Origin of the sequence: Bacillus sp. FSL W7-1346 (genome assembly GCF_038593335.1) — a bacterium.
GTDB classification, from domain to species: domain Bacteria; phylum Bacillota; class Bacilli; order Bacillales; family Bacillaceae; genus Bacillus; species Bacillus altitudinis.
In genome coordinates this window covers 1,460,745-1,487,002 of the sequence record NZ_CP151988.1, presented here as the reverse complement: position 1 = coordinate 1,487,002, position 26,258 = coordinate 1,460,745, and the positions used below count along the sequence as shown (strand labels likewise).

General features: G+C 40.3%; 23 protein-coding genes. All 23 read right to left on the bottom strand.

Features of this window, described 5'->3' with window-relative positions:
- Positions 1–42 precede the first annotated feature (42 nt).
- Positions 43–819 (bottom strand): ABC transporter ATP-binding protein, encoded by a 777-nt coding sequence (locus NST09_RS07565; RefSeq protein WP_017367201.1) that lies wholly within the window; start codon positions 817–819, stop codon positions 43–45.
- Between the two features lie 128 nt (positions 820–947).
- Positions 948–1,304, bottom strand: coding sequence for a PTS glucitol/sorbitol transporter subunit IIA (locus NST09_RS07560; protein ID WP_007499733.1), 357 nt, complete (start codon positions 1,302–1,304; stop codon positions 948–950).
- A 26-nt stretch (positions 1,305–1,330) separates the two neighbouring features.
- The gene (locus NST09_RS07555) at positions 1,331–2,341 is read right to left on the bottom strand and encodes a PTS glucitol/sorbitol transporter subunit IIB (RefSeq protein ID WP_024720315.1); all 1,011 of its coding nucleotides are present in this window, start codon (positions 2,339–2,341) and stop codon (positions 1,331–1,333) included.
- Positions 2,342–2,354: 13 nt separating this feature from the next.
- Positions 2,355–2,885 carry a PTS glucitol/sorbitol transporter subunit IIC gene (locus NST09_RS07550; RefSeq protein ID WP_003210918.1) on the bottom strand — a complete coding sequence of 177 codons (531 nt, stop codon included), beginning with the start codon at positions 2,883–2,885 and terminating at the stop codon, positions 2,355–2,357.
- Between the two features lie 17 nt (positions 2,886–2,902).
- Entirely contained in the window at positions 2,903–3,334 is a 432-nt protein-coding gene (locus NST09_RS07545) for a transcriptional regulator GutM (RefSeq protein WP_008354650.1), read from the bottom strand.
- 12 nt (positions 3,335–3,346) lie between these two features.
- Positions 3,347–4,591 (bottom strand): SAF domain-containing protein, encoded by a 1,245-nt coding sequence (locus NST09_RS07540; RefSeq protein WP_025207299.1) that lies wholly within the window; start codon positions 4,589–4,591, stop codon positions 3,347–3,349.
- Between the two features lie 243 nt (positions 4,592–4,834).
- Positions 4,835–5,773 carry a sugar-binding transcriptional regulator gene (locus NST09_RS07535; protein WP_017359359.1) on the bottom strand — a complete coding sequence of 313 codons (939 nt, stop codon included), beginning with the start codon at positions 5,771–5,773 and terminating at the stop codon, positions 4,835–4,837.
- Between the two features lie 150 nt (positions 5,774–5,923).
- Positions 5,924–6,703 (bottom strand): RNA polymerase sporulation sigma factor SigG, encoded by a 780-nt coding sequence (sigG, locus tag NST09_RS07530; RefSeq protein ID WP_003211879.1) that lies wholly within the window; start codon positions 6,701–6,703, stop codon positions 5,924–5,926.
- Between the two features lie 143 nt (positions 6,704–6,846).
- The gene (gene sigE, locus NST09_RS07525; RefSeq protein ID WP_007499746.1) at positions 6,847–7,566 is read right to left on the bottom strand and encodes an RNA polymerase sporulation sigma factor SigE; all 720 of its coding nucleotides are present in this window, start codon (positions 7,564–7,566) and stop codon (positions 6,847–6,849) included.
- 58 nt (positions 7,567–7,624) lie between these two features.
- On the bottom strand, positions 7,625–8,551 hold the full coding sequence (gene spoIIGA, locus NST09_RS07520) for a sigma-E processing peptidase SpoIIGA (protein WP_342493488.1): 927 nt from the start codon (positions 8,549–8,551) through the stop codon (positions 7,625–7,627).
- Between the two features lie 249 nt (positions 8,552–8,800).
- Positions 8,801–13,120 (bottom strand): S8 family serine peptidase, encoded by a 4,320-nt coding sequence (locus NST09_RS07515; RefSeq protein ID WP_342493487.1) that lies wholly within the window; start codon positions 13,118–13,120, stop codon positions 8,801–8,803.
- Positions 13,121–13,420: 300 nt separating this feature from the next.
- Entirely contained in the window at positions 13,421–14,566 is a 1,146-nt protein-coding gene (gene ftsZ, locus NST09_RS07510; protein WP_007499752.1) for a cell division protein FtsZ, read from the bottom strand.
- A 33-nt stretch (positions 14,567–14,599) separates the two neighbouring features.
- Positions 14,600–15,922: a cell division protein FtsA gene (gene ftsA, locus NST09_RS07505; protein WP_007499754.1), complete on the bottom strand. Its 1,323-nt coding sequence runs from the start codon at positions 15,920–15,922 to the stop codon at positions 14,600–14,602.
- Positions 15,923–16,081: 159 nt separating this feature from the next.
- Positions 16,082–16,450: a small basic family protein gene (locus NST09_RS07500; protein ID WP_003210988.1), complete on the bottom strand. Its 369-nt coding sequence runs from the start codon at positions 16,448–16,450 to the stop codon at positions 16,082–16,084.
- Positions 16,450–17,175: a DUF881 domain-containing protein gene (locus NST09_RS07495; protein ID WP_046343486.1), complete on the bottom strand. Its 726-nt coding sequence runs from the start codon at positions 17,173–17,175 to the stop codon at positions 16,450–16,452. Before NST09_RS07495 ends, NST09_RS07500 begins: the two co-directional genes overlap by 1 nt.
- 20 nt (positions 17,176–17,195) lie before the next feature.
- Positions 17,196–17,885, bottom strand: coding sequence for a DUF881 domain-containing protein (locus NST09_RS07490; protein WP_046527247.1), 690 nt, complete (start codon positions 17,883–17,885; stop codon positions 17,196–17,198).
- Positions 17,882–18,661 carry a cell division protein FtsQ/DivIB gene (locus NST09_RS07485; RefSeq protein WP_046527246.1) on the bottom strand — a complete coding sequence of 260 codons (780 nt, stop codon included), beginning with the start codon at positions 18,659–18,661 and terminating at the stop codon, positions 17,882–17,884. Before NST09_RS07485 ends, NST09_RS07490 begins: the two co-directional genes overlap by 4 nt.
- A gap of 136 nt (positions 18,662–18,797) precedes the next feature.
- Positions 18,798–19,709 (bottom strand): UDP-N-acetylmuramate dehydrogenase, encoded by a 912-nt coding sequence (murB, locus tag NST09_RS07480; protein WP_007499764.1) that lies wholly within the window; start codon positions 19,707–19,709, stop codon positions 18,798–18,800.
- 30 nt (positions 19,710–19,739) lie between these two features.
- Positions 19,740–20,834, bottom strand: coding sequence for an undecaprenyldiphospho-muramoylpentapeptide beta-N-acetylglucosaminyltransferase (gene murG / locus NST09_RS07475; protein ID WP_024720309.1), 1,095 nt, complete (start codon positions 20,832–20,834; stop codon positions 19,740–19,742).
- A 198-nt stretch (positions 20,835–21,032) separates the two neighbouring features.
- Positions 21,033–22,133: a stage V sporulation protein E gene (gene spoVE, locus NST09_RS07470; protein ID WP_007499768.1), complete on the bottom strand. Its 1,101-nt coding sequence runs from the start codon at positions 22,131–22,133 to the stop codon at positions 21,033–21,035.
- Positions 22,134–22,192: 59 nt separating this feature from the next.
- Positions 22,193–23,548 (bottom strand): UDP-N-acetylmuramoyl-L-alanine--D-glutamate ligase, encoded by a 1,356-nt coding sequence (murD, locus tag NST09_RS07465; protein WP_342493486.1) that lies wholly within the window; start codon positions 23,546–23,548, stop codon positions 22,193–22,195.
- Positions 23,549–24,523: a phospho-N-acetylmuramoyl-pentapeptide-transferase gene (mraY, locus tag NST09_RS07460; protein WP_007499771.1), complete on the bottom strand. Its 975-nt coding sequence runs from the start codon at positions 24,521–24,523 to the stop codon at positions 23,549–23,551.
- A gap of 136 nt (positions 24,524–24,659) precedes the next feature.
- The gene (locus tag NST09_RS07455) at positions 24,660–26,135 is read right to left on the bottom strand and encodes a UDP-N-acetylmuramoyl-L-alanyl-D-glutamate--2,6-diaminopimelate ligase (RefSeq protein WP_342493485.1); all 1,476 of its coding nucleotides are present in this window, start codon (positions 26,133–26,135) and stop codon (positions 24,660–24,662) included.
- Positions 26,136–26,258 lie beyond the last annotated feature (123 nt).

Below are 26,258 nucleotides of genomic sequence, written 5' to 3'. Positions count from 1 at the left end.
TATGATGGAAAAGCAGGGAAGCAGACCAATAGTTTCTCTTATCTACAATTTACTTAAGTGAGGGCGGCCGTTTTGCCACATGACTTCAACTGGACATTCAAAAAAGGAAGAAAGCAAGTCACTTGTCATCATCTGCTTTGTCTCCCCTTTATGAAAAACAGTACCTTCTTTTAATAATAAGGTATGCTGAAAAATCGGGAGAATCTCTTCTGCGTGGTGGGTCGTATAAAGCAATGTGGGCGCATCTGGTTTTGATGCAATCAATGAGATCGTCTCCAGCACTTGTTCTCTTGCTAAGAAATCAAGACCTGTCACAGGTTCATCTAATATTAGAAGCTTCGGATCATTCATTAAAGCTCTTGCGATCAGCACTTTTTGTTTCTCCCCTTGCGAGAGGGTTTCATACGTGCGATTGGCATATTGAAACGAGCCAAATGTTTTTAATAAATCAATCGCCTTCTCTCTTATCTCATCTGTCGGTGTTTCATAAAGTCCGATGGAAGCAAATGCCCCGCTCAAAACAATTTCAAATGCATTGTCATCTCTGTGCAGCTTCTTTTCAAGACCAGCAGAGATGAGACCAATTTTCTTCCTTAGTTTTTCACCAAGCGCTTCCTTGCCAAACACATGGCCTAACACCGTCATCTCACCTGACGTTGGAAAATAATATGAGCAAAGCATATTTAATAAAGCCGTTTTCCCAGCACCATTTAAACCATAAAGCACCCAGTGTTCCTGGTCTTTCACCTGCCAGTCAATAGAACGAAGCAGCCATTTTCCATTTCGTTTTAAAGAAACATCCTTCAAGTCAAGCGACACGATCTTTTCCCCCTGAATAAAAATTCTGAATATACAAATAATAACGTCTACAGCATATCGCAAATGTTTCAATCAGTAAACCTAACGCAAAAAAGCTGCTCCCTAAAAGGAACAGCTTTTTTGCATGGTTACGAAATTTCAATTCGCACGCCTTCTTTAATATCAGGAAACGTATGCGGGGATGCAAAGACAGCTCCCGGTAATACATCATCAAACGGCTCTTGGAAGTAGATCGAAATATGGCCGAGTTCCTTAAAGTTGTCATTTGCTTTATTGCCTAAAGCAGTAATGGTATACGTTTGGTCGCCCACTTGAATCGTTCCGCCTAATTTCAGCGGCTCTTCTTCTAAGTGTTCAAACTCATGAATGACAGACATATCTCTTAATTCCTGCGGCGCTGCTGGTCCAAATAAAACAATCAGCTTATCTTCTTTAAACTGCGGGACTAAGATCCCAATTTCTTTTACGACAGATTGTGTTACCATGTATCTCGATTCCTCCTTTAATACGTTTAATACATACCGAAGCTGGCAACGTATGCGATCACAACAGATAGAACGCCTGTAATGAGACGGCTATACAAAACTGCTGGTACCCCATATTGTACCGTTTCCGGCTTCGCTTCACCAAGTGATAGCCCCACCGGGATAAAGTCACACCCTACTTGACCGTTGATCGCAAACAGTGCTGGAAGAGCAAATTGAGGCGGAATATTCCCTAGTGCAATTTGACTACCAATGAGAACACCGATGACTTGTGCAATGACTGCCCCAGGTCCTAAGACAGGCGATAGGAACGGTAAGGTACAGACAACAACGAGCAGTAAGAGCCCCCATAAAGATCCTGCCAAAGGTGAAAGGAAATGGGCAATCAGATCACCGATTTTTGTATAATTGATAATTCCAATTAACATACTGACAAAGGCCATGAATGGAATAATGTTTTTAAGGAGCATATCAACAGAATCACGACCAGCTTGATAGAATGTGCCGGTTACTTTTCCGATTCCTCTTGAGAATCTCATGAGGAAATTCCCTTTTTCTTGACGTTCGATATTTTCCTCTTTCAATTTTGAATAGGTTTCTTTGAAATTCTCTTTGTCAATTGGGCCGCTGCTTTCTTGACCTTCTACATTCCCTTCACTATCAGATGCTTCCGCAAAGGAAATATCTTTTTCTGTGACACCTGATACGAAGATATCCTCTGTAATGTGTTTTGCAAGCGGTCCAGAAGGAGAGGATGCCAGCACATCGACAGTTGGAATGCGTTTCATTGGATAAAGTCCGATTCGCGCTGTTCCTCCGCAGTCAATGACAACACACATCATTTCATCTTCTGGTATAGAATTTTTAAAGCCATCACATGCTTCTGTCCCTGTCATTTCTGCAATTTTACGTGCAACTGGGTGAATGCCTCCTCCTGTAATGGAAACGACCTTTCTTCTTTTACCGGTTGGTTCAAGCTCTAATCCTTTTCCCCATCCGCCAGCACCTTTTGCAACAAATACTTTGTGGTTTGTCATGTCTAACCCTCCCCTATTGTGAATTCGCTTTCATTTTTCCTGCTAAGTACTTTGTGATCCATTCCGTAATGATTCCGCGAAGTAAAATGACAACGATCCCGACTAAGAAGTAACGAACAGCCAGCTCTGACATAGAGTATCCAGCTTCTTTAATCCCGTTCGCAATTCCTAAGTAGACAAACAGCTCTCCTGCGTTGGCATACGGGAACAGTGATGTTACCGGATGAACAAATGAAACAGCTGAATCATAGAATGCTGGTTTTTGTTTTTCAGGTAAGAAGCGGCCAAACGTATAAGCCATTGGGTTTGTCAAAATAAGAACGGATAAGATCGGCATTAACGTATAGCGCAAAATGGTATATTTCGCTGCAAACTGAATCGCTCTATTCACTCGCTCTTCTCCAATAAACTTCATGACAGCATAAGTGAAAGTAAGTAACACAACAAGCGTTGGAACGATACCTGTAACAAGACCCATGAACTGCTTTCCGCCGGCTTCAAACATCCCGATAAAGTGCTCTCCAAACCATTGAATCCATTCCATGTTTCATCTCCCCTTTCTTAGTTCACATTTGTTATATTTTTTTTAGAAATTGAGACAAGCGCCTGCTCCGCTGCCATGGAGAGTGCTTGCATGACAGCTGGTCCCCTTTTGCGCTTTTTCAATGTTTGTTTCATCATGTGATGCTCATCAAGCACAGCCCCCACATGTTTTCCTTCATAGGAAGGCAGTTCCTTAAATTTAGACAAAATCGAGACGCCACCCAGCACATGACACTTTTGAATGATGTATGATTCATCGACAATGATGAGCGCAATGGCTCCAGGACCAAATTTGCGCCGCTCCATTCCTGAAAACAAGTGATAGCCTTGTTTCCCTTTATAGTCGTCAATCAGTGAATCCATGCTTTTGCGGTAGTACTTGATTTGAATAAACGATAAACCATACTGCACAATTAGAATGATACAAAGTACGATTGCTAATTTTTCCATAGCCTCACGTCCTTATGATTGAAATAAGTGATCTTGTAATGAACGCAGCTTCCAGACCGTTGTGTTTGCATCAAGTTCTACATCATCATGAGATAAGAATTGCCCCAATTTGATATCTTTTTTCGCTACCACTTTTCCGCTGATTAAGCCAATTGGGATGTGGCCGTTCGCTTTCATGTCTTGATGTGTTTCAAGTACACCTCTTACGGAGTATCCGCCAATACCATCAAGTGTTTCTCCTGCTTTAATATCTCTTTTCGCCACAGCGACAGTTTCTGATACTGGTACACCAATTGGATGGATTGAAGAATCGTGTTGTAAGACTGCTTTTGCGATCGTCACTGGTGTTTCAAGACTTGCTAAGTGGAAAGGACGATACAGTGTGTAGTGAGGACCTTTTCCAACTTTTAAGTAGCGAAGTTCTTCATCTACTGGCTCAAGATCACTCTTGACGATGACAAAGACACCTGGTGCCAGTCCGTTTACATATTCAACGACTCCGAAGTTATCCAGTACGCCGCCTTGCTGTTTTTGATTTAATTTATCTGCTACATTTTCTAAATTCGCTTCTACTCCATGCATGCCGACTTTATCAGGCAAAAGTCCTGTTGCATTACTTAATAGGTTCATTTCTGCCATCGTTTTTGTTCCGTCTTGGAATGCTGCCAGCATGTGGGCACTCATATGTTTACTATCTGCTTCAGCTTTACACGTATCTGGGTTTGCTTCTGGGAAGAATGGGTTGTTCTTACCTTTTCCAGCAACCAATACTTCAAGCCCCATTGTTTTTGCAAATTCATATAGTTCTAGCGTTGCTGCTGGTTCATCTCCAGCTGATCCAGAGTAAACAAGTCCTGCATTCGTGAATAATTTATGCATGACCAAACCGATCGTAATATCGACTTCTACATTTAAAAGAACGAGATGTTTTTTTGAATTAAGCGCTTCCAAAGAAATGTTTGCTCCGACCTCTGGAACACCTGTTGCATCCACAACGACTTCCACAGAATCTGATTGAATCACTTCTCTGTAATCATTTGTGACGACCATTTGATGTGGTTTCGCATGTTGCTTGTAAAAATTCGCTGCTTTCTCAGCTGCACTAAGATGAATATCACAAACACCTGCGACAATCATACCTGGAATTTTAGAAATTTGTGAAATGAGTCCAAAGCCCATTTGGCCTGCCCCGATAATCCCAACTTTGATTGGATCTCCGCTGCGTTCTCGTGCTAACAATTGTTGATAAATTGACATCTAAATCATCCTTTCAGGTTTTCTTGCTTCACAATAGATTGCTAGAAAAATAATCTGAAACTTTTAACAAATGTTATAAAAATTAACAAAAATCTGTTTCTTGTAACATTTGTTATTTTATTTATCATTTGTTATGAACTTAGTTTATATGATGTGTCAACTTTGTGTCAAGATAAAATCGATAAAATTTTCAATCTTTTTGAGTCTAAAGACTCAAAAAAACTACCTAATCGGCTTAGGTAGTTACTTTAATAGGGCATCTCCGGTTTGTTCATCTGTAATTAACACATGAATTAATCCACCTTCTAACGCTGCCCTGATTGCTTCAATTTTTTCTTCTCCTCCAGCGACACCAATCACAAGCGGGATCTCTTTCAGTTTTTGAGGACTGATCCCCATCACCCGGTCGTTCCACGGATGCGGATACACTTCACCTGTATGATCAATAAAGTTATAACAAATGTCACCCGCGACATCTTTCGCTTGCAGGATATCTTCCTCACCACTTGTCATATAGGATTTCACCATCGTTGAATGTTGCGGAACCCCGCCTATTCCTACGACTGCGATATTTGATGATTCTCCTAATTCAATGACTTTTTTGATCGACGGCTGTCTAATGAGTACATCTTTCGCTTCTTTCGTATCAAGCATGACAGGCACATGTAAAAACTCACATTTGGATTTGAGTGCTTCTGAGCATCTTCCAATAATATAGTTGGCATGAATATCAACATCTTCATTTCCGACGCCTCCGACAAGCGGAACAAATGTCACAGACGGAAAATGCTGAACAGACGTAAGCGCTTTCGCCATTTCATGCAAGGTGGTCCCTGATGAAAAACCGATGACTTGTCCATCCTTCATGACTTTTAATAAAAAGCCCGCAGCCGCAGCTCCTATCCGACTTTTTGTTGTTTCTTGACTGAGAGATTCCACACACACGACTTCTCGCAGCCCGTATTTTCGCTCTATTTTTCTTTCTAACGAACCATATTGTTGATTTACTTCATCATGAATAATGATTTCCACGATTCCTGCTTCACGTGCTTTTGCCAAATATTTCGATATGAGCGAACGGCTAACCCCAACAGCTTCTGCAATTTTAGATTGAGTGGCGCCTTCTTCATAGTACATATGCGCAACCTTAATGAGCAGCCTTCTTTCATCATGGAATGTCATAATAACCCTTCTTTCCGCTTCTCTATTCCCTCACAAATGATATTTCAAATAACATTTGTTAAAAACAGATTAAATGAAAAAAATAACAGAGTCAATACTAGAGATGGGTTCTCTAAAAAGAATGAAAAAAGCCGCACATCAGCGGCGGCTTTAAAAAATATTTTTATTCATTTGTTTGATTGCTGCTTTTTCAAGCCTTGATACTTGTGCTTGAGAAATGCCGATTTCTTCTGCCACTTCCATTTGTGTTTTGCCTTGGAAAAAGCGTTTACGAAGAATCATTTTTTCTCGATCATTCAATCTGCGCATTCCCTCTTTTAAGGCCAATTCTTCTACCCATTGTGTATCTTTGTTCCGTTCATCACTAATTTGATCCATCACATAAATCGGATCTCCTCCGTCATTATAAATCGGTTCAAACAAAGAAACAGGATCTTGAATGGCATCTAGGGCAAAAACAATTTCCTCATGAGGGACTTCTAACACTTTGGCAATGTCTTCTGCCGTTGGTTCCTTGCTTGTCTCACTAATCAGTCTCTCACGGACTTGAAGCGCCTTATAGGCAATATCTCTTAGTGAACGAGACACCCGGATAGGGTTGTTATCGCGCAAGTATCGACGGATTTCTCCTATGATCATAGGGACCGCATAAGTTGAAAATCTGACATTGTGGCTTAAATCAAAATTATCAATTGATTTCATTAATCCGATACAGCCTACTTGGAAGAGATCATCAACATACTCGCCTCTGTTGTTAAAACGCTGGATCACACTTAAAACCAACCGCAAATTGCCATTAACTAGCTTTTCTCTTGCTGTATCATCACCTTCATCTTGCAGCTGTCTGAATAATTTTCTCATCTCGTCGTTTTTCAGAACAGGCAGTTTGGAGGTGTCGACTCCGCAGATTTCCACTTTATTTCTGGACACTTTTTTCCCTCCCTACAGGAGCTGTTGTACAAAGTTCAGTATCTCCGTGGGATGGAAAAATATGCACGGTCTACGACGAGAAAGATGTGAAAAAATGGTGATCCCTTTGACAGTACAGGGATAAAGCTCTCAAAAAATTTTTTTTAGACCATCTTATTAAATTCTTTTTGCAATCGTTTAATAATTCTTTTTTCGAGCCTTGAAATATAGGACTGAGAAATACCAAGCATGTCGGCAACATCTTTTTGGGTTTTTTCTTCACCGCCAACTAAACCGAACCTCAGTTCCATGATCTGTTTTTCACGATCGTTTAATTGTTCTAACGCTTTTTTCAGTAATTTTTTATCGACATTTGCTTCAATATCCCGGGTGATAATATCATCATCTGTCCCAAGTACATCTGATAAAAGCAGTTCATTACCGTCCCAGTCAATGTTAAGCGGCTCATCAAACGATACTTCTGAACGGATTTTATTATTTCGACGCAAATACATCAAAATCTCATTTTCAATACATCTAGACGCATATGTGGCCAGTTTGATCTTTTTTTCTGGATTAAACGTATTTACTGCTTTTATGAGGCCTATCGTTCCGATACTAATCAAATCCTCAATGTTAATGCCTGTGTTTTCAAATTTTCTTGCGATATAAACGACCAATCGCAAGTTTCGTTCAATCAAAATGGCTCTTGCTGTTTGATCCCCTTTTGGTAATTTAACGAGCAATTCTTGTTCTTCATCCTTTGATAACGGCGGAGGCAGTGCCTCACTTCCACCAATATAATAAATCTCATCACTCTTTAGCCCTAGCTTCATGAGGAGTTTATACCAGTAGTAAGTGAGTTTAAATTTTAATTTTTTCATCTTCTTCTCCCTTCTAAATGTCCAGTTGACTTCGTAAGATAAAAGACATCACAAAAAACTACGACACCCCTTGTATCATTTTTCCGTCTAACATCTCTGGATGAATGATGGATTGAAATTCCTGATCTGCTGATAATCCACTCAGACTCATCCCAACAAAACACTTCGCTGGCTGGATCATATGTGTTTTTGTATAAAGGACGACCGTATCTGGTTTAAAGCATAGTAGAAACCCGTGATCATGACCGACTGCGCGATACGGAACGAGTCTTAAACGATCAAGCAGCGGAAAATCATCAAGCTTTTGCATCACTTCAACAGGATGAAACTGTTTCATTTTTTCTATAAATGGCTCTCCGAAAATAGATGTGAGCTGATCGAGCTGGACGATCATGACAGGTGTTTTCGTCAATGGATCATACAGCTGATTTCCAGAATCGACCAGACCATTTAAGCGGATCGTTTCTCCTTGAATGTGTATCTCCACAAGTACTTGTTCGTCATATTGTCTTTTTTTCGCACCAACCTCTCCTAATCGTTTCTTTGAAAACAGCCAAATGGCCGGAAAGCCAGTGAGAACAAAAAGCCAGCTAATGGGATCACCAAATCCATCATTTTGTGAAATAAGCAGTCCATCTTGAATGACTGTATTTGTCTGCAAAAACGAATGAACCCCGATCATGCCCCCTCCCATCAAAAATGTGACAAAGTAAAAAGCAAACAGGTTTTGAAAAAAGGAACGAAATCTTTGAAAGCCAAAGGTTCCAAGCACGATCAAGGCAGAAAAAAGCAGTTTGCCTAAAGGGTGCGACACAATCATTGCAAATGGCGTAAAGAGCAAGAGAACAATGCTCGATCCAATGAGAGCTCCTAACATATATCGCCTTTTTTTCACTTGTCGTTTGAGAATAAATGCCGTGAGTAAGAGCAGCAATAGATCAAAACAAAAGTTTAACAGCCAAATGACATCTAAATAAATGACCACCTTCTGCTCCTTTCATCTGAAACAAAGAATCAAAAGCAGTACTTGCACTTGTTTGTACCAGTATAAAACAGTCATCGGATGGAAGTCTGTCAATTCTTGTAGGGGATGATAGAGAACTTTTGGTGGATTGTTATCGTTTTTGTCGACGTATGAAACAGAAAGAACATCGGAATGATTTGTTGGACAAGTGTCTCCTCTATCAATTGCACAAAAAAAGACACGCTCCGAAGAGTCGTGTCTTTTTCGCTGTCATTCTTTCTCATTGATGGTGAGTGTTCCTTCTGCCTTCTGTCTTGTGACATTTCCATAATCATCTTTGACAATGACTTCAATCACTGCACCTTTTGCTTTTGCAATAGATGTCGCCGTCCAGTAGCCTTCATACGTTCCCGGTGCTACTTCACGAATCGGCAGTTCGGTTGTGTTTTGAAGTTTTGATCTAGCATTTGTCAGCGGCATATGAAGAACAAAGGTGGCATCTAGCTTTTCCCTGCTTTTAAATGAAATCTTAACCGATTCACCTGATGATAGATTCATATTGTCTTTTGGCGTTAATTCAGAAATGATAGGTGCATCATATTGTACATCGATGTCGACCTTTTTAGTCGTTTTGTTTCCAGCCGCATCTTTTGCTGTCACTTTGATTGTATTTTTCCCGTTCTCAAGCAGCACCCTTGCAGAATATGCCCCATCCTTTACGGTCGCTTTTTTTCCATTGACTGTGACTTGATCTAGATAATCATCCGCTACTTTCCCTTCCACCGTGAGTGATTCTCTATTAGACTTGTCGCCTTTTTTCGGTGTATCAATGGTCAATGTCGGTGCTGTTTGATCGATGATCACCTTGACTGGCTTGGAATGTTTTGTTGAGCCTTTATCCGTTACAGTCGCCGCCGTGAAGACATGCTCTCCACTTGGAACAGATACATTTTCTTTGAAAGTACCCGACTCATCTGATTTGACTTTGGCCACCTCTTCATCATTTTGATAAATGGCCACATCGAGACCCGGAGAGGCCGTGCCTTCAATCGTCAATTCACCTTGATTTGTAATGGTTCCTTCCTTTGGAGAAGTGATTTCTGGTACATCTGCTTCATAGTTTACGAGCGCACGAATCATATAATTCCCCTCTTCTTTCGGAGAAGGAGAAAAAGCACCGCTCGTCAGCTGCCAGCTTCTTTCAGCATTAGGGCCATCTTCATCTGTGGCAAGTCCCGGAGATTCGGTATTCTTTTTCGTTTGAATATAAACAAGATAGAAATCGCCATCCACTGTAATGGCTTGATCTTCTAAATCTACTTTTGTCCATTCACCATTACGCAGCGCATTTGCTTTTAAAGGTCCTGCGATTTTCTCACCTGGTGCGCCACCCTTCCCAGAAGCATCATATACTTCAACAGCAAATTCATCGCCTCCAGGAGCTGGCCATTCTGATGTCCAAAACCGGAAAAGACCACCTGTGACTTGTGCTTGTTTTTTTCCTTTTTCTAATGAAAACTTCACAGCCCACCCATTGCCAGGATCGTAGAAAGCCCGTGCATTTTCAGCCGTTCCATCATCGTAGCCAATCTCTCCCGGAAAACCGATAAAGGGCTCAAGTTTCACTGACTTTTCAAGTGGCTTTTCCGTCACATCCGCTGAAAACGTATAGCCTTTAAACCCCTTTGCAAAAATTTTGACTGTATAGACACCGCTTAATGCCTCTAGAGAAAATTCACCGGATTCATCTGTTTTCACCGGCTCAATTTTTGCGTCTTCCACAAGATAAACAGTTGCATTCTTCACCTTTTCACCAGTTGTTTCATTGACGACCGTGCCGGAGATCGTTCGTTTCTCTAGCGGCTGTAAGGAGAAATTCGCTTCTGCTGTTTCTTTTGATGCCACTTTGACTTTTTGGGACCGTGATTCAAAGCCGTAAGCTTCCGCTTTCACTGTCCATTCTCCTGCTCCTTGAGACAGCTGATATTTCCCTGTCGCTTCATCGGTGGAAGTTGATTTTCCGCTTTCTAGAACACTGATTTGCGCTCTCATTGGAAGAGCTTGAATAGACGGAGCATCATGACTGTTTTGCTTTTGAATGTGTACATGTTTATTTTTTACTTTAGCAGGCTTTGCCTTTTTTGGATCAACTGATTTCTTATTCTGGCTTGTGGATTTTTCTTTTTTGATCACACCTAGCTGGTTCTTGGCTTGTTGAGACAAAGCCTCATCTGTGATTTTCACATCATCTAAATAAAAGCCATCTTTTGTGACACTGCCATCTGTTCTTATCTGAAACAGGACTCTCACTTTTTGACCTTTATAAGCAGATAAATCAACTTCGCCTGCTGTCCACGCATTTGTTTTCCCCGTATAAGCAGACGCTTGAACGGCGTCTTCACCCTCTGGCTGTACATAGACATGCACATAATCATAATTGGCTTCGAGATCATGCCAGTATTGATATTGCAGGTAGGAAGAACCTGAATCTGGTACAGCAATGAGCGGCATAGACAAATTGGCGTCCGTTTTATTTTCATAAGGACTGTCTAAATTGGTGGCATAGACATGTTCCCCGCTAAATGCTTGTTTTGGACCTGTGGACGGTTTTCCCCACTGCCACGGATCTTTTGTTCCACCACTGAACCATCCACTTGGCCATGCTTCAAAATCTTGTGAGTAGCCAGTGGTGATGGATGTTTTAATTGGAAGTGTATAAGAATCTGATGCCGCTTCATTTCCTCCAAAATCTTTCACAATCCATCGGTATGTCACGTTTTCCCCCTCAAGTTCAGGGAGCTGCACCGTATAGGTTCCTTTTAAATGATTTCCATCCGTGCGGTTGGCTTTCAGCGTCTCCCACTCACCTTGATCTACTCGATAAGTCAAAGAAACATTTGTCACTGCTATCCCATCTTCTGCAGTGATGGTCAATGGGGTTGGCGTTGCAGCAAAAATTTCATTCGGACCTTTATGTGAAAAAACAGGTGGTTCTGTATCTTCTCCCTCTTTTGTCACCTGACCTTCAATCGTACCGATTCCATTGGTTAAAGCCGTAATCGCCTCTCTTGCATCAACCAACCCTGCCCCATAGCCGTTGTTAGGGGATTCAGGAAATTGCTGATCTGTCAGTGGTTTCGCTGTCTCAATGAGAATTTGCTGTATTTCATCAACAGAAAGGTCTGATTGCACTTGGCGAAGAAGAAGAACAACAGCTGAGACATGCGGACCTGCCATCGATGTACCATTCCACCCATCCTCATATCCTTTTCCCGGGATCGAAGAACGAATGTTTACTCCTGGAGCCGCAATATCTGGTTTCATTACGCCATATGGAGAAGGACCCTGAAGGGAGAAAGACCCTAACTTGTTGTCATGATCTGTTGCGCCTGTAGCAAAGGCTTCTTGATAGTTAGCAGGATTTGCAATCGAACCCGCACCGCCTGGATTGAATAAATCGGTATTACCGGCTGAAAATTCTGGAAAGATGTCTGCTGCTCTCCAAGCATTCACTACATCTTTATACCAATCATCAAGACCTGGCCCACCGCCCCACGAATTATTCACAACATCAGGTGCCTTTTCTGGGTGAGGATTTCCGCTTTGATCTTTCGGTGCTAAAATCCACTCACCGGCATCTAACAGATCAGCATCTGTACCGCCATCTTCTGAAAAAGCTTTCACTGCAATCCATTCTGCTCCCGGTGCGACCCCAATTTGATTCTGTCCATCTGGCTCAGAACCAACCATTGTGCCTGTCACATGGGTCCCGTGCTCCAAGTCATCATAAGGGACTTCAGAGCCTGTTGTGGCATCATACCAATTCAGTTCATGAGATGGTTCGTTCGGACGAGCAGGATCAAACCCGCGGTATTTTTCTTTTAGCGCAGGGTGATCCCATTCGACACCTGTATCAATACTTGCCACAACGGTTCCGGTCCCGTCATAGCCTAAATCCCACGCTTCTGGTGCATTCACCTGAGCAATATTCCATTCAACTCCATCTACTGCTTTGATTTGTTTGTTTGGCTTAGCATGCTTCAAATCAACAGGACGATGAAGTTGACGTGTTTCATTCGGCAGCACTTGAGCTACTTCTGGAAAAGAAGCAACCTTTTCCATCACTTCTTTTGTTGCCGTCACAGCTAGACCATTCACAATATAGTAGGAATGAATATCTTTCACTTGCTTATTCTTTTTTTCCTTTTGTAAATACGCTAGGAGCGCTTGCTGCGTTTCATCAGATGTTGCTCTCAGCTCAGATACAACGGCTGATCTTTTTGTGTACTGCGTTTTAGCCGCGGTTAATTTTTGTTTTTTTGCTTTTGATACAGCTTCTTTTGCTACTTTTTGTACATTCGTTTGTTCCTTCATTTTGACTAAGAAGGTCACCTTATCTTCCTTTTGAAACTGCTTCTTTAATCTCGAAGAAATCTTGGCTTTTGTAGTCTTAGAGGAAACGGCTTCCTCCTGATATGAGGTAGAAGTCGATTTTGCTTGAACCATCCCAAAGCTTGTCATCGTTAAAGTACCAATCACCAAAAGACTTATGAAACGATAGACGGCGGTTTTGCGAAACTTCACTTTCAATAAAATCCCTCCTCCTCAAATGGTCAAACAGTGTGTATCCTGCCCCTCCCCCTTCTTTTTGATCATGACAAGTTTCTTGGTGTTCTCATTAATGTAGTCAAATAAAGTTCAACATTTTGTCGTTTTTTGTAAAGGAAATTAAAAATGATTCTTTTGACTTAAAAAACTCAAGCCAAAACACATACAATAGTTCCAAATAACACGAGGAAATAAGACTTTTATATCAATCAGGTTCAGGATCTTCTCACCATGCAGACATAAAAAAACCCCTTCCAAAGGAAGGGGTTGAATCGTGCTTGCTTATCGTTTATTGCGGTTACGTAAGAACGTTGGGATATCCAATGTATCATCACTTGACTGTGTATTTTGTCTTGGTTGTGATGATGTTTGCTGATGTTCCTCACGTTTTACTTCACGCTTTTGTGGAATGGATTGATTTTGCTTTAATCCTTGTCCTAATGGATTTCTTTGAGGTTTTGTCACTTCGGGCTCTTGCTCAATAAAACCGGTTGCGATGACTGTGACCACAATTTCATCCTTCAAGTTATCATTAATGACAGATCCAAAGATCATGTTGACATCTTCATCAGAGGCTGATGCAACAATATCCGCTGCTTCTTGTACCTCATAAAGACTAAGGTTCGTACCACCAGTAATATTCATGATAACACCTTGTGCTCCATCAATCGCTGTTTCAAGAAGTGGTGAAGAAATGGCTTTTTTCGCTGCTTCAGCAGCACGGTTTTCGCCTGTTGCGACACCAATTCCCATAAGAGCTGAACCTTTGTTAGACATGATCGTTTTCACGTCAGCAAAGTCAAGGTTAATTAAACCTGGTGTTGCAATGAGATCTGAGATCCCTTGAACACCTTGTCTTAACACGTTATCTGCTGCACGGAATGCTTCAAGCATTGGCGTGTTTTTATCGACAATTTCAAGCAGGCGATCGTTTGGAATCACGATTAACGTATCAACTGCTTCTTTCATAGAAGCAATCCCTTCAACTGCTTGAAGCTGACGCTTTCTTCCTTCAAATGTGAAAGGACGAGTCACAACTCCAACTGTCAAGGCTCCAGAATCTTTTGCGATTTTCGCAATGACAGGTGCAGCACCCGTACCAGTTCCACCGCCCATACCGGCTGTCACAAAGACCATGTCAGCGCCTTTTAGGACTTCTTCAATTTGTTCTTTGCTTTCTTCAGCAGCTTTTTTACCGACTTCAGGATTCGCACCTGCTCCAAGCCCTCTTGTCAGCTTAGCACCGATTTGCATTTTTGTTTCTGCTTTTGATAAGTTTAACGCCTGTGCATCTGTATTCACTGCAATAAAATCGACACCCTGTACGTCATTTTCAATCATTCGGTTGACAGCGTTATTTCCGCCGCCACCTACACCGATTACTTTAATTGATGCTAGGCCATCTATATTTGTTTCAAACTCCAACATGCTGAATCCTCCTAATCCGTCGAAAATCTAGTTCTATTCCCAGAACATATTAAATAGTTTTTTCATTTTGCCCGGTTTTTTATTTGTCTCTTGTTGCGCTTTTTGTTTCACTTTCGGTCTTGGCTGAGCTTCTTTTACTTGTGGTGTAGAAGAAACCGGCTCCATGGACGCGCCTACTTCATGAAATGCTTCATCCGGCATTTGGAATCCAACCTGTCTGCCCTGAATCTTTGCATTGCGATAAGCAAAATGGATCAAGCCCACTCCTGTCATATATTGAGGTTCCCTGACCCCAATATAATTAGGACTTGCGATTCTTACATTGTTTTGTAGGACCGTTTGTGCCAGAGAAAGGATACCTGGTATAGCTGCCTGTCCACCTGTTAGAACGAATCCGCCAGGCAAATCATGGACACCCATATTGCGTAATTCCTCTGCCACAAAAAGCAGAATCTCTTCCAATCGCGCTTCGATGATATTGGCTGCTTCAAGTTGTGTATACGTCTGTTTTTGGTCCGTACCGATGACGGAAACTTCAAATGTCTCCTCAGACGATGCCTCATCATAGAATGCATGCCCAAATTGCTTTTTGATTCGTTCAGCTTCTTCAGTGGAAGTTCTAAGTCCTATAGACAAATCTTTTGTAATGTTCTCTCCGCCCAATGGGATACTGTGAGTAGAATAGAGATGCCCGTTTTCAAATACGGATATCGTAGTAGAGCCGCCGCCAATATCGACAAGAGCTACCCCTAGATTTTTTTCATCTTTCGATAACGCCGCTGAACCCGATGCAAGTGGCTGCAAGCAAATATCCATAATTTCAATACCAGCCCGCTCTACACATCGGAGCCAGTTATGTAGAATCGTTTTAGAACCTGTGATTAACGATCCATCCACTTCTAGCCGTACACCTAGCATTTTTTTCGGATCTGTGATCTCATCTCTTCCGTCGACGATAAATTGTCTCGGAATGACGTCTACTACGAGATGTTCTTGCGGAATAGATACTACCTGTGCAGCATCCAAGACACGTCTCACATCTTCAGCATGTATTTCTTTATTTTCACTAGACACTGCGACAACGCCGCTCGTATTTTGAATATGAATGTGGTTTCCGTTAATTCCGACTATCGCCTTTTGTAAAGGAAAACCTACCATTCTCTCAGCCTGTTCAAATGCTTGTCTAATAGAATGAACTGTTTCATCTATATCAACAATCGATCCTTTTTTTAACCCCTCTGAAGGGACATTTCCAACACCTATAATGTTAAGCGAATCATCCGCCATTTCTCCGACGATGACTTTTATATTGGATGTACCGATGTCAAGGCTGACGTAAATTTCATTGTTGTTCATTCTATGGCACCTCCTCACATATCAATACTTTCTATTCTATTATTTGCTGAACAACAATACAATGAATGTGTTTTTACAAGTGTGTAACAAAACTTAAAAAATCAACATTTTTTATTAGGATTACTGAAAATATTCGTTACATCATATGTATATCCTTTTTTATGACTCACTTTTTTTCTTTTTTTCTCTAGAAATTGTCCATTTTGTTAGTAGAATTCTTCGAATAACGGCGATATTTTGAAACAATCTAACACCGAATGCAAACATTCCGACTAAATACAAGTCTACACCAAGATGGACGCCCAGAAAAGCTAAACTTATTGCGAGTATAATATTAAAGAAGAAACCTGATACAAACACTAGTTCATCGTATGCCCCTTGCAGATGTGCTCTGATTCCACCAATCAATGTATCAAGCGCAGCAAGTACAGCGAGGGAAAGATAGTTAGAATACTCATTCGGTATCGTAAAATTCGTTAAGAAACCGATCGCAACTCCTATGATTAAACCAAGTACAGGAAGCCACATTAAGATTTTCCCTCCTTTACATCGTCAAGAGGCTTCAATTCATTTAATTGAATTGTACCGTCAAATGCTTTTAAATGAATTTTTTTCTTCGGCGGTCTAATACTCAAACTGAAATTTTCCTGAGCAAACAAATCACCAATATCTGATACATTTAAACGGCTGTATAATTTATCGGCCTGCTCGCTGACCATCTTAATCGTGACTGTATCACCATCTATGCTGTAACCATCCATTTTCGTCGTACCATTAATATCTCGAATAACACTGGTGTTAATCACCCGGTGTTCATTAATGGAAATATGTTTTGCCCCAAACATATTGGCTTCGTTGATTAATTTTTTCAGAAGATCAGGTGGTATATTTTTGACTTCTTCTCCGGTAAGTTCCTTAGAAAAAAGCTGAGTAATTTCTATTTCGACTCCTTCACCCGTTACCTCTGTAAAACCAGCCTTTTCTTTCAAATCCTTCAACGTTTTTGTTAATTGTGATTCTTTGGATTGATCTTCTTGGTTGCCATACTTTTTTAGCATTTCATCATATTTATCAATTTCTTTCAATAAATCCAGTTCCTTACTTTTAGATGCAGATAAATCCTCTCTTAATTCCCAAACGTCTCGAGTATCGCGAACTTTAGGCTTTTGTAGAGAGTTAAACTGGATGGAGACCATGATGCCAAATATGACCATCAGGACTGTCAAACTAAGTAATGGCTTCTTTTTCCTCAACACCACTCACCTTTTCACATTTAATCTTTGTTTCTTAGAAGAGGATTCATACGAATATCCTTCTTTTCAATCGTCATGGAAATATGATCACTTGTCAGCTGATCAACCACCCCGCCTGCAATGTTTAATGCAGGAATTAAAACAGCTGGATCTCCAATAGCAGAAATGACAAATGGTGCTGGATGTTGAACACCATCAACCGTGACGACTGGACCGTTACAATGTATGTATGATTGGTGTGTGATTCTTTGTCCGTTTATAGCTACAGCAGATGCCCCTGATATAAATAGTTCGTTTATCACATGGAAAATGTGGCTCTCATGCACAATGTAATTATTGACATTTTGTCCACTCGGGATATAAGATGCATCTTCAAGAGATACTTTTACCCCTTTCCCTTTTACACCTATTTCTCCTGTAAACATTCTGTATTTCTCAACATCTTCCAAAACATTAAAATACTGCTCTTTTTCATTTTTCAAACCAAACTCTGTTGCTTGAACCTTTGATTGAAGACGATAAAGTTCTTTTTCAAGTTTTTGATTCGCCTTTTCTTGCTTTGTTAGCTGACTTTTCAAAGAATATTCTTTTTTCCATTGTTCTGTTCGATTGACATCTGCTCGATGCTGCTTCGTATATTGGTATGAAAAAGAAATCAGAAATCCAAGAACAAGCATTACAATTGAGAATATGACGGTTTTGCCTCTCAACGTTCATCTTCCTTTTTCTTAGATTTAAAAGCTTCAAAATACGTAGCTACTTCCATATGAATCGTACCTTTCTCAGAGGACGAAAGCTCTTTGACAATGGCAGGGTACGTCGTCATTTTATCTGCGAATGTTTTAATTGATGCAATAACGGTGTTTCCATCATTCATATAAAATTTAACGAGCCACTGATTGGAGCTAGTCGGTACGTAATATACTTCTGAGATTAGTTCCTGAATAGAAGCCGGCAGTTGATTTAGAGCTTTCACTGTTTGCTTCAATTTCTCTTTATTGTCCCAATCGACAAAAATAGGTCCTGCGTGACTTGGTGTTACTTCATCTGGCAAAGCCGTCCCGTTTTCAAGAAGCTCATAATAAAAATGTCCCTTTTGTAGATACGCAATATTTGCATACTCTTTGACAGCAATACTGACCTTATTAGGGAAATGTTTTTTGATATTGACACTTTTAATCAATTTATTTTGCTTTATATGGTCTGCTGTCATATCTTTATTTAAATTCCAAAACTCTGTCTCGCCTTCTTTAATTTGCGAAAGTTTAACGAGCTGTTTTGTTGGTACATGTTCATTACCGGTAATGGTTAAAGAAGAAATTTTACTGATTGGTGTTTGCAAATAGACAATAATTAAAACCATGATAAAAAACAGCAAAATAAAAGAGATTAATCTCCGATTCGCTTTCTGCTTCCTTTGTTCTTTAATTTTAGGGATTCGCTCTTCTATATTGACGATCTTTTCATTTTCATGATCAGGCCGCATATATACTCTTCACCTCATTCAAAGCTGCTTGTCCGCACCTTTGGATCATTCTTTATCTCATATTGATTAGAAAACAAACGGCATGAAAAAATGCCGTTTGTTTTCCTGTGATACCATCATTCATAAGTAGTAGCCTTTAATTTGCTTCACCAATAATTTCTACTTCTGTATGCATTTCTACATTGTAGTCATCTTTGATTTTCTTTTGAATGTACTGAATTAAGTCGAGCACATCTTGAGCCTTCGCCCCACCAGCGTTGACAATAAAGTTTCCGTGCATATCAGAAATTCTAGCGCCGCCAATCTGATATCCTTTTAAATTCGCCTTTTCTACAAGCTGTCCTGCATATTCAGGTAATGGATTTCGGAAAATACTGCCGGCGCATGGTTTATTATACGGTTGTGTTTCCTTGCGATAATCTTTATTTTGCTGCATTTTCTTTGTGATTTTCTCACGTTCGTCCTGTTTAAGCTTGAAAACTGCTTCTAGAACAATTCCAGGGCGTTCCTTTTGAAGCACAGAAGTTCGATAGCTGAAGTTCATTTGCTCATTAGTTAACCACTCGATCGTTCCATCTTCAAATAAGACTCTCGCTTTCACAAGAATCTTGCTAATGTCAGATCCATGTGCCCCTGCGTTCATATAAACAGCGCCACCAATAGAACCTGGAATACCAGCTGCGAATTCCAATCCTGACAGCCCCTGCTTACTAAGAGACGTAGCAAGTCTTACAACTGAATAGCCTCCGCCAACTGTAATTTCTTCATCATTGACAGTTAAGTGATCAAGCCCAGCGCCCAGCTTTAAAACGACCCCACGAATTCCTTTATCAAGAACAAGTAAATTGGACCCTCTCCCAATGACCGTCCATTGAGTATCATGTTTTTTCACCTGATCCATAATTGTTTTGACAGCATCGACATCTTTAGGGATGACTAATAGATCGGCTGGTCCACCTATTTTCATTGTCGTATGATTTGCAAGCGGTTCATTTTCAAGTACTTTACCAACTTGCGCTTCTAATAATTCATTCTTCAAGTTCTCCATATTACCCTCCGCCTTACCTCATATCATTCATCATGAAGTCGTAATTTCTTTTAACACATTATATAAACGTGTGGCCGCATCTGGTACTCCGAGTTCTTTTGTTAAACGGCTCATTTGATGTAGTTTCTCGTCATTACCAGCAATTTCATCAATTGCATGAAGCAAGCGATCTCCAGAAAGCTCTGATTCTCTTAAAACGATCGCAGCATCATGTTTTTCAAGTGATCTCGCGTTAATTTCTTGATGATTTGCGGTGACGTATGGACTTGGAATGAAGATGGTCGGAATTCCAAGTGCCGTCACTTCAGCAATCGTTGTGGCTCCCGCTCTTGCAACAATGACATCAATTGATTTTAAATACTCCGGCATTTGATGCAAGAAAGGCTTTGTGATCATATTCGGTGCTTCACCTTTTTCTTTTAATTCGTTCAGCACTTTTTCATAATGAACCTCACCTGTAATATATAAAAGCTGATAGTTCTTTGCCTTTAATTCATCTTGCATGTCAATCACTGCTCGATTGATTGGAGCTGCACCTCTGCTCCCGCCAAAAATGAGAACCGTTTTTTTCTTCTCATCCAGCCCAAACTCTTTAAGAGATTTTCCCTCTTTAATAGAGACGACTTCAGAGGCTCTTGGGTTTCCCGTAAAAACAACCTTTTCTGAAGGAAAGTGTTCCTTTGCTTCTTCAAAACAGATGGCTACTTTATTCACATACCGTGCCAGAAACTTATTTGTGATGCCTGGCAGGCTATTTTGTTCGTGAATGATCGTTGGGATTTTTAGCTTAGACGCAGCATAAACAACTGGACCACACACATAACCACCTGTTCCAATAACAGCATCCGGCTTAAATTCTTTTAAATAAGATTTACTTTTTTGGACGCCCTTTAGAAACCTCATCACTGTTTTTACATTATCAAACGAAAGCTTTCTTTTAAAACCTGAAATTTCAATTGATTTAAAAGGGATATTTTCTCTTTCTACAATTTTCTTTTCAAGCCCATTCTCAGTGCCAATATATAAAAATTCCACATCAGGATGCAGTCTTTTCACTTCTTTAATAAAAGCTAGAGCAGGATAAATATGCCCGCCTGTTCCGCCTCCACTAATAACTATACGCATTATACCATTTCCCCTCAATTTTTTTCTGCTCTGAACAAAGTATAAACCCTGTTTTAAACAACAGGGCTCCGTCAAAACCTGTAAAGAAGAGTCAATCATCATGTTTTCGAAACAGAAACTGCCATTTTCACTCTTCAAATCATTTTTTCATACTTTTGCAAAATAAAAGTCTATATGGTTTCATGAACTATCAGCACATTAATATCTAGCATACCTGCTTACATTCAAAAGTACGCCAATTGCCATCAGCATTAATGTCAGTGATGAACCGCCATAACTTAAAAATGGGAGTGTGATGCCCGTCACAGGGATGAGACCAGTGACAACTGCGATATTAATCATTACTTGAATGGCAACCATTGAGATGATACCCACTGCCAAGAAACTTCCATATAAATCTGGTGCCCCGAGGGCTATTCTAATGCCTCTCCACAATAGAACACTAAAGAGAAGCAAAATGAGTGATCCACCTATAAATCCAAGTTCTTCAGACAATATAGCAAAGATAAAGTCTGTTTGAGGCTCAGGCAAATAGAAGAATTTTTGTCTACTCTGACCTAGCCCCATTCCAAACAGACCGCCTGGACCGACAGCGTATAAGGATTGAATAATTTGAAACCCGCTGCCAAGTGGATCCTCCCAAGGATTTAAATAAGATGTAATTCGTTTTATTCGATAGGGTGCTGATAAGACAAGTGCGGCAAATCCGCTAAGCCCTAAAAGACCGAGAAAGATAAAGTGAGCGATTCTCGCACCTGAAACAAATATCATAATAATACAGGTTCCAACCATAACCGTTCCTGTACCTAGGTCCGGCTGCAGCATAATGATGGCAAATGCAGAAAACACAATGCCTAGTGCTGGGGCAAAACCTTTACGAAAGGATGTGATATTCTTTTGCTTTTCAGATAAGAATTTTGCAAGAAACGCAATCATCGCAAGCTTCATAAATTCAGAGGGCTGAATACTAAACGCACCGACACCAATCCAGCTTCTTGAACCATTTCTCTCCATGCCGATACCAGGAATCAAGACAAGCACGAGGAGGAGAAAACACACTGCAATCAGTATCTTTGACCAAGTCCGCCACGTCCAATAATCGACCCGCATAATGAAAAACATTGCGATAACTCCGATTCCGGCAAACAAAAGCTGTCTTTTTGCAAAATAAAACGAATCATCAAATTTATACGATGCCCACACAGCACTTGCGCTGTACACCATAATTAAACCAATCGTCAATAAAAGTAACGTAATGACAACAAGCAAAAAATCCGGAGAAGTTTTCTTATTCGTCAAGAGACCGACACCCCAAGCATAATTTCATTTGGGCTGTCAGTCATATGAGAGACAAGCCCTTATTTAAGCATATGCACGGCGTTTACAAACATGTCTCCACGTTCTTCAAATGTTTTATGCTGATCCCAACTTGCACAAGCTGGAGACAATAAAATCACGTCTTCTTCTTCAGATATGCTAAACGCCGCAGGTACTGCTTGTTCAACATTATCGACATGTTTTACGTGATGTATTCCCAGCTCTTCACCAAGCTTCACAAACTTAGGCGAAGTCTCACCAAATGTAATTATTCCTTTTACATTCTTCATAAAAGGTTTTAATTCATCAAATTCATTGCCACGATCCAGTCCACCTGCTAGTAAAATGGTCGGCTGCTTGAAGGCAGACAAAGCTTTACTTGTTGCCAGTATATTGGTCGCTTTACTGTCATTATAAAATTTTCTATTTTGAATCGTCTCCACAAATTGCAAACGATGCTTCACTCCACTAAATGTAGTAAGAACTTGCGCAATCGCTTCGTTTGAGCAGCCTGCATTTTTTACAACACAAATAGCTGCTAGAATATTTTCTTGGTTATGCTCACCAGGAAGAACAACATCCTTGAGGTCAATGACATGTTCATTCATATAGTAGATGGCATCATCTTTAATAAACGCTCCATGTGCTACCGGCTCTTTAACTGAGAAAAACACTTTTTGCGCTTTCGAATCTTCTGCTAGTTTGACAACAGATGGATCATCTAGGTTAACCACAGCTATGTCATCTTCCAGTTGATGTGCATACACTTTCTGTTTTGCTTTTTCGTATTCTTCACGCGTGTGATGATAGTCTAAATGTGCGTCAAAAATATTTAATATTAAGCTGATTTTAGGTCTGAATTCAACGGTTCCCATTAACTGAAATGAAGAGAGCTCAGTTACGATCCATTCATCGCCCGCTGCACGCGCGGCAACTTCACTTGCGACCGTTCCGATATTACCTGCTACCAATGTTTTTTGGCTGTCTTTTTTCAACATTTCATAAATTAAAGTAGTAGTGGTTGTTTTTCCATTTGATCCGGTAATCCCAATAAAAGGAGATGAGGTCAAATGATACGCCAATTCTATTTCAGTCCAAACTGGAATTTTTCGGCGAAGCGCCTCTTGAACCATCACATTCTCATAAGGAATTCCAGGATTCTTAATTAAAATCGTAATTTCTTTATCGTCGAACACACGAAGAGGATGACTGCCACAAATGACATCAATCCCCTTTTCAGAAAGTAACTGAGCAGGCTCGTTTTCTTCAAAAGCTTTTTGGTCATTGACCGTCACGTTTATTCCGTGCTCGTGAAGAATTGAGGCTGCCGCATATCCGCTTTTTGCAAGGCCTAGTACTAGTACATGTTCATCTTTTAACATTTGCATCCTATTCAATTATAACCACACCTCGATGTAAATTCCTAAAACAGCAAGCAATAAACCAGCTGTCCAGAAGGTGACAACTACTCTCCACTCAGACCAGCCAACTAACTCATAGTGGTGGTGAAGCGGGCTCATCTTAAAGATTCTTTTTCCAGTTGTTTTGAAGGAGATGACTTGAAGGATAACGGATAACGTTTCAACAACAAATACTCCTCCAATAATGACGAGTAAAATCTCAAGTTTCGTTAAAATGGCAATGGCCACGATGGCACCGCCTAAAGCAAGCGACCCCGTATCACCCATAAATACTTTTGCAGGATGCGCATTAAAGACAAGGAACCCAAGGACAGCGCCTGCTACTGCTACCGAAAAGATCGCCACATCATACTGAGATTGATTCCAAGCCAATATAGCAAAAGCTCCGAATGCAATAGCAGCTGTTCCAGATAATAAACCATCAAGTCCATCTGTAAGGTTTACCGCATTAGAACCACCGACAAGCATGAAAACGACGAGGATAAAGTATGCCCATCCTAAGTCAAAGCTGACATCTGTTCCTGGAATGCGAATAGTCGTTGCAAACTCATAATAATGGAAGACTGCATAGAAAATCACAGCAATCACAATTTGCCCGATCAGTTTTTGTTTTGATGTTAAGCCAAGATTTCGCTTCATCGCTACTTTAATATAATCATCTAAAAATCCTAATAATCCGTAGCCAAGGGTGACAAATAACAATAAAAACATTTCTGGACTAATCTCAGAGAATTTGTTAATCATCACGATCGTTGTAATTGTAATAGAAAAGATAATCATAATTCCACCCATTGTTGGGGTACCAGATTTCTTTTGGTGAGACTGAGGTCCTTCTTCTCTAATACTTTGACCAAATTTAAGTCTTCTTAAAAACGGAATAAAAATCGGGGATAAAAGAACACTGATTAAAAATCCCATTATGATTGTAAACAATATCACCTGTTCAAGCATTGTTCTTTACTCCTTCCGAATTTCCAAAGCCGTTTTCCATTAGAAAATAGCATTCATTATTATGATATTCATTCGTGTCTTTCGTATGTTGTTTTTGTACAAAATGCTTCATTTCATTACACTCTTTTCATCATTTTTAAGATTTGTTTAGATCTACAATAGCGTCCGCTGCCACCTTGGCATCATCAAAGTCATAGACTTGATCACCAATGATTTGGTACGTCTCATGGCCTTTTCCAGCTATTAAGACTGTATCGCCCTTTTTTGCATTAGCAATGGCAAAAAAGATGGCCTGTTTCCGGTTCACAAAGCTGTGATAATAGGCGTTTGGCACGCCATTTTCCATGTCTTTCAAAATGGCTGATGGATCTTCACTTCTTGGATTATCTGATGTAAAAACAGGCTCATCTGCATATTTCACAGCGATTTGGGCCATCTGAGGGCGCTTGGTTTTATCACGGTCGCCCCCGCAGCCAACTACACAGAAAATTCTACCTTCTGTTAATTCTCTACACGTAGTCAGTACATTTTCTAAACTGTCAGGTGTGTGCGCATAATCAACGATGACTGGGAAGTCTTGATCAAAATTCACAAGTTCGAATCTTCCTTTGACTCCCTCAAGTTCTTCAATGGCACTAACGATCGTTTCAAACGTTAAACCTGATACAATGCCTACTGATACAGCTGCTAAAATGTTATACACATTGAATTTCCCAATAAGGGCAACCGTCACATTTTTTGTGCCGATTGGGGTGATCAAATCAAATTGTGTTCCCTTTGGTTTGATTTGAATGTTCTTTGCCATTACATCTGCTTCTTGCTCTAAGCCATACGTCATAATTTCAGCAGCTGTGACTTTTTCAAAATAACTAGACGCTTCATCATCTGCATTTAAAATGGCATGCTTCGGCTTATCGTGCTGAAAGGCACTTCCGAGCTGGGAAAAGAGCAAGCTTTTTGCATGTTTATATTCTTCCATTGTGTTGTGGTAGTCCAAATGATCTTGGGTAAGATTTGTAAAGACGGCAATATCATAATCACATCCATGAACACGCCCAAGATGCAAAGCATGTGATGATACTTCCATAATGGCCGTATCTACGTCTTGATCAAGCATCTGCTTAAAGGTCTTCTGAAGGGTGACACTCTCAGGTGTTGTGTTTTTCACTTCGAGAATTTCATCGTTTACCTTCATATACATCGTACCGATTAAACCTGTTTTTTTATCGGCTTTTCTCATGATTTGCTCAATCATGTGTGTTGTGGACGTCTTCCCGTTCGTTCCTGTAATACCAATTAGATTGAGTTGATGAGTTGGCTGTTCGTAAAAAGCATCTGCTATTCTTGCAAGTGCTCTTTGAGAGTGTTTTACAATAATGACTGGTACATCTGTTATGTGAAGTGGGTGTTCTGCTACAATCGCTGCAGCCCCGCTTTTCACTGCTTTTTCAGCGTAATCATGTCCATCTACTGTATAGCCTTTTATACAGACAAAAAGACTCCCTTTTTTCACTTCTCTTGAATCCATTTCAATGGAAGTAATCTCCGGATTTTCGTTTATCAGTTCATTGTTTTCACTTTTAAAGTATGTAAGGAGTTCTTGTAATTTCATTTCATATCAAACCTCTCAAATTCGTTCACGTGCATGTCTTGTGAAAAAAACACACAGTCTATATTTTATCGTAAAAAAAAGGATACATCCAGCGTATTCCTTAAGTTTCTCTTGGAAAAAGCA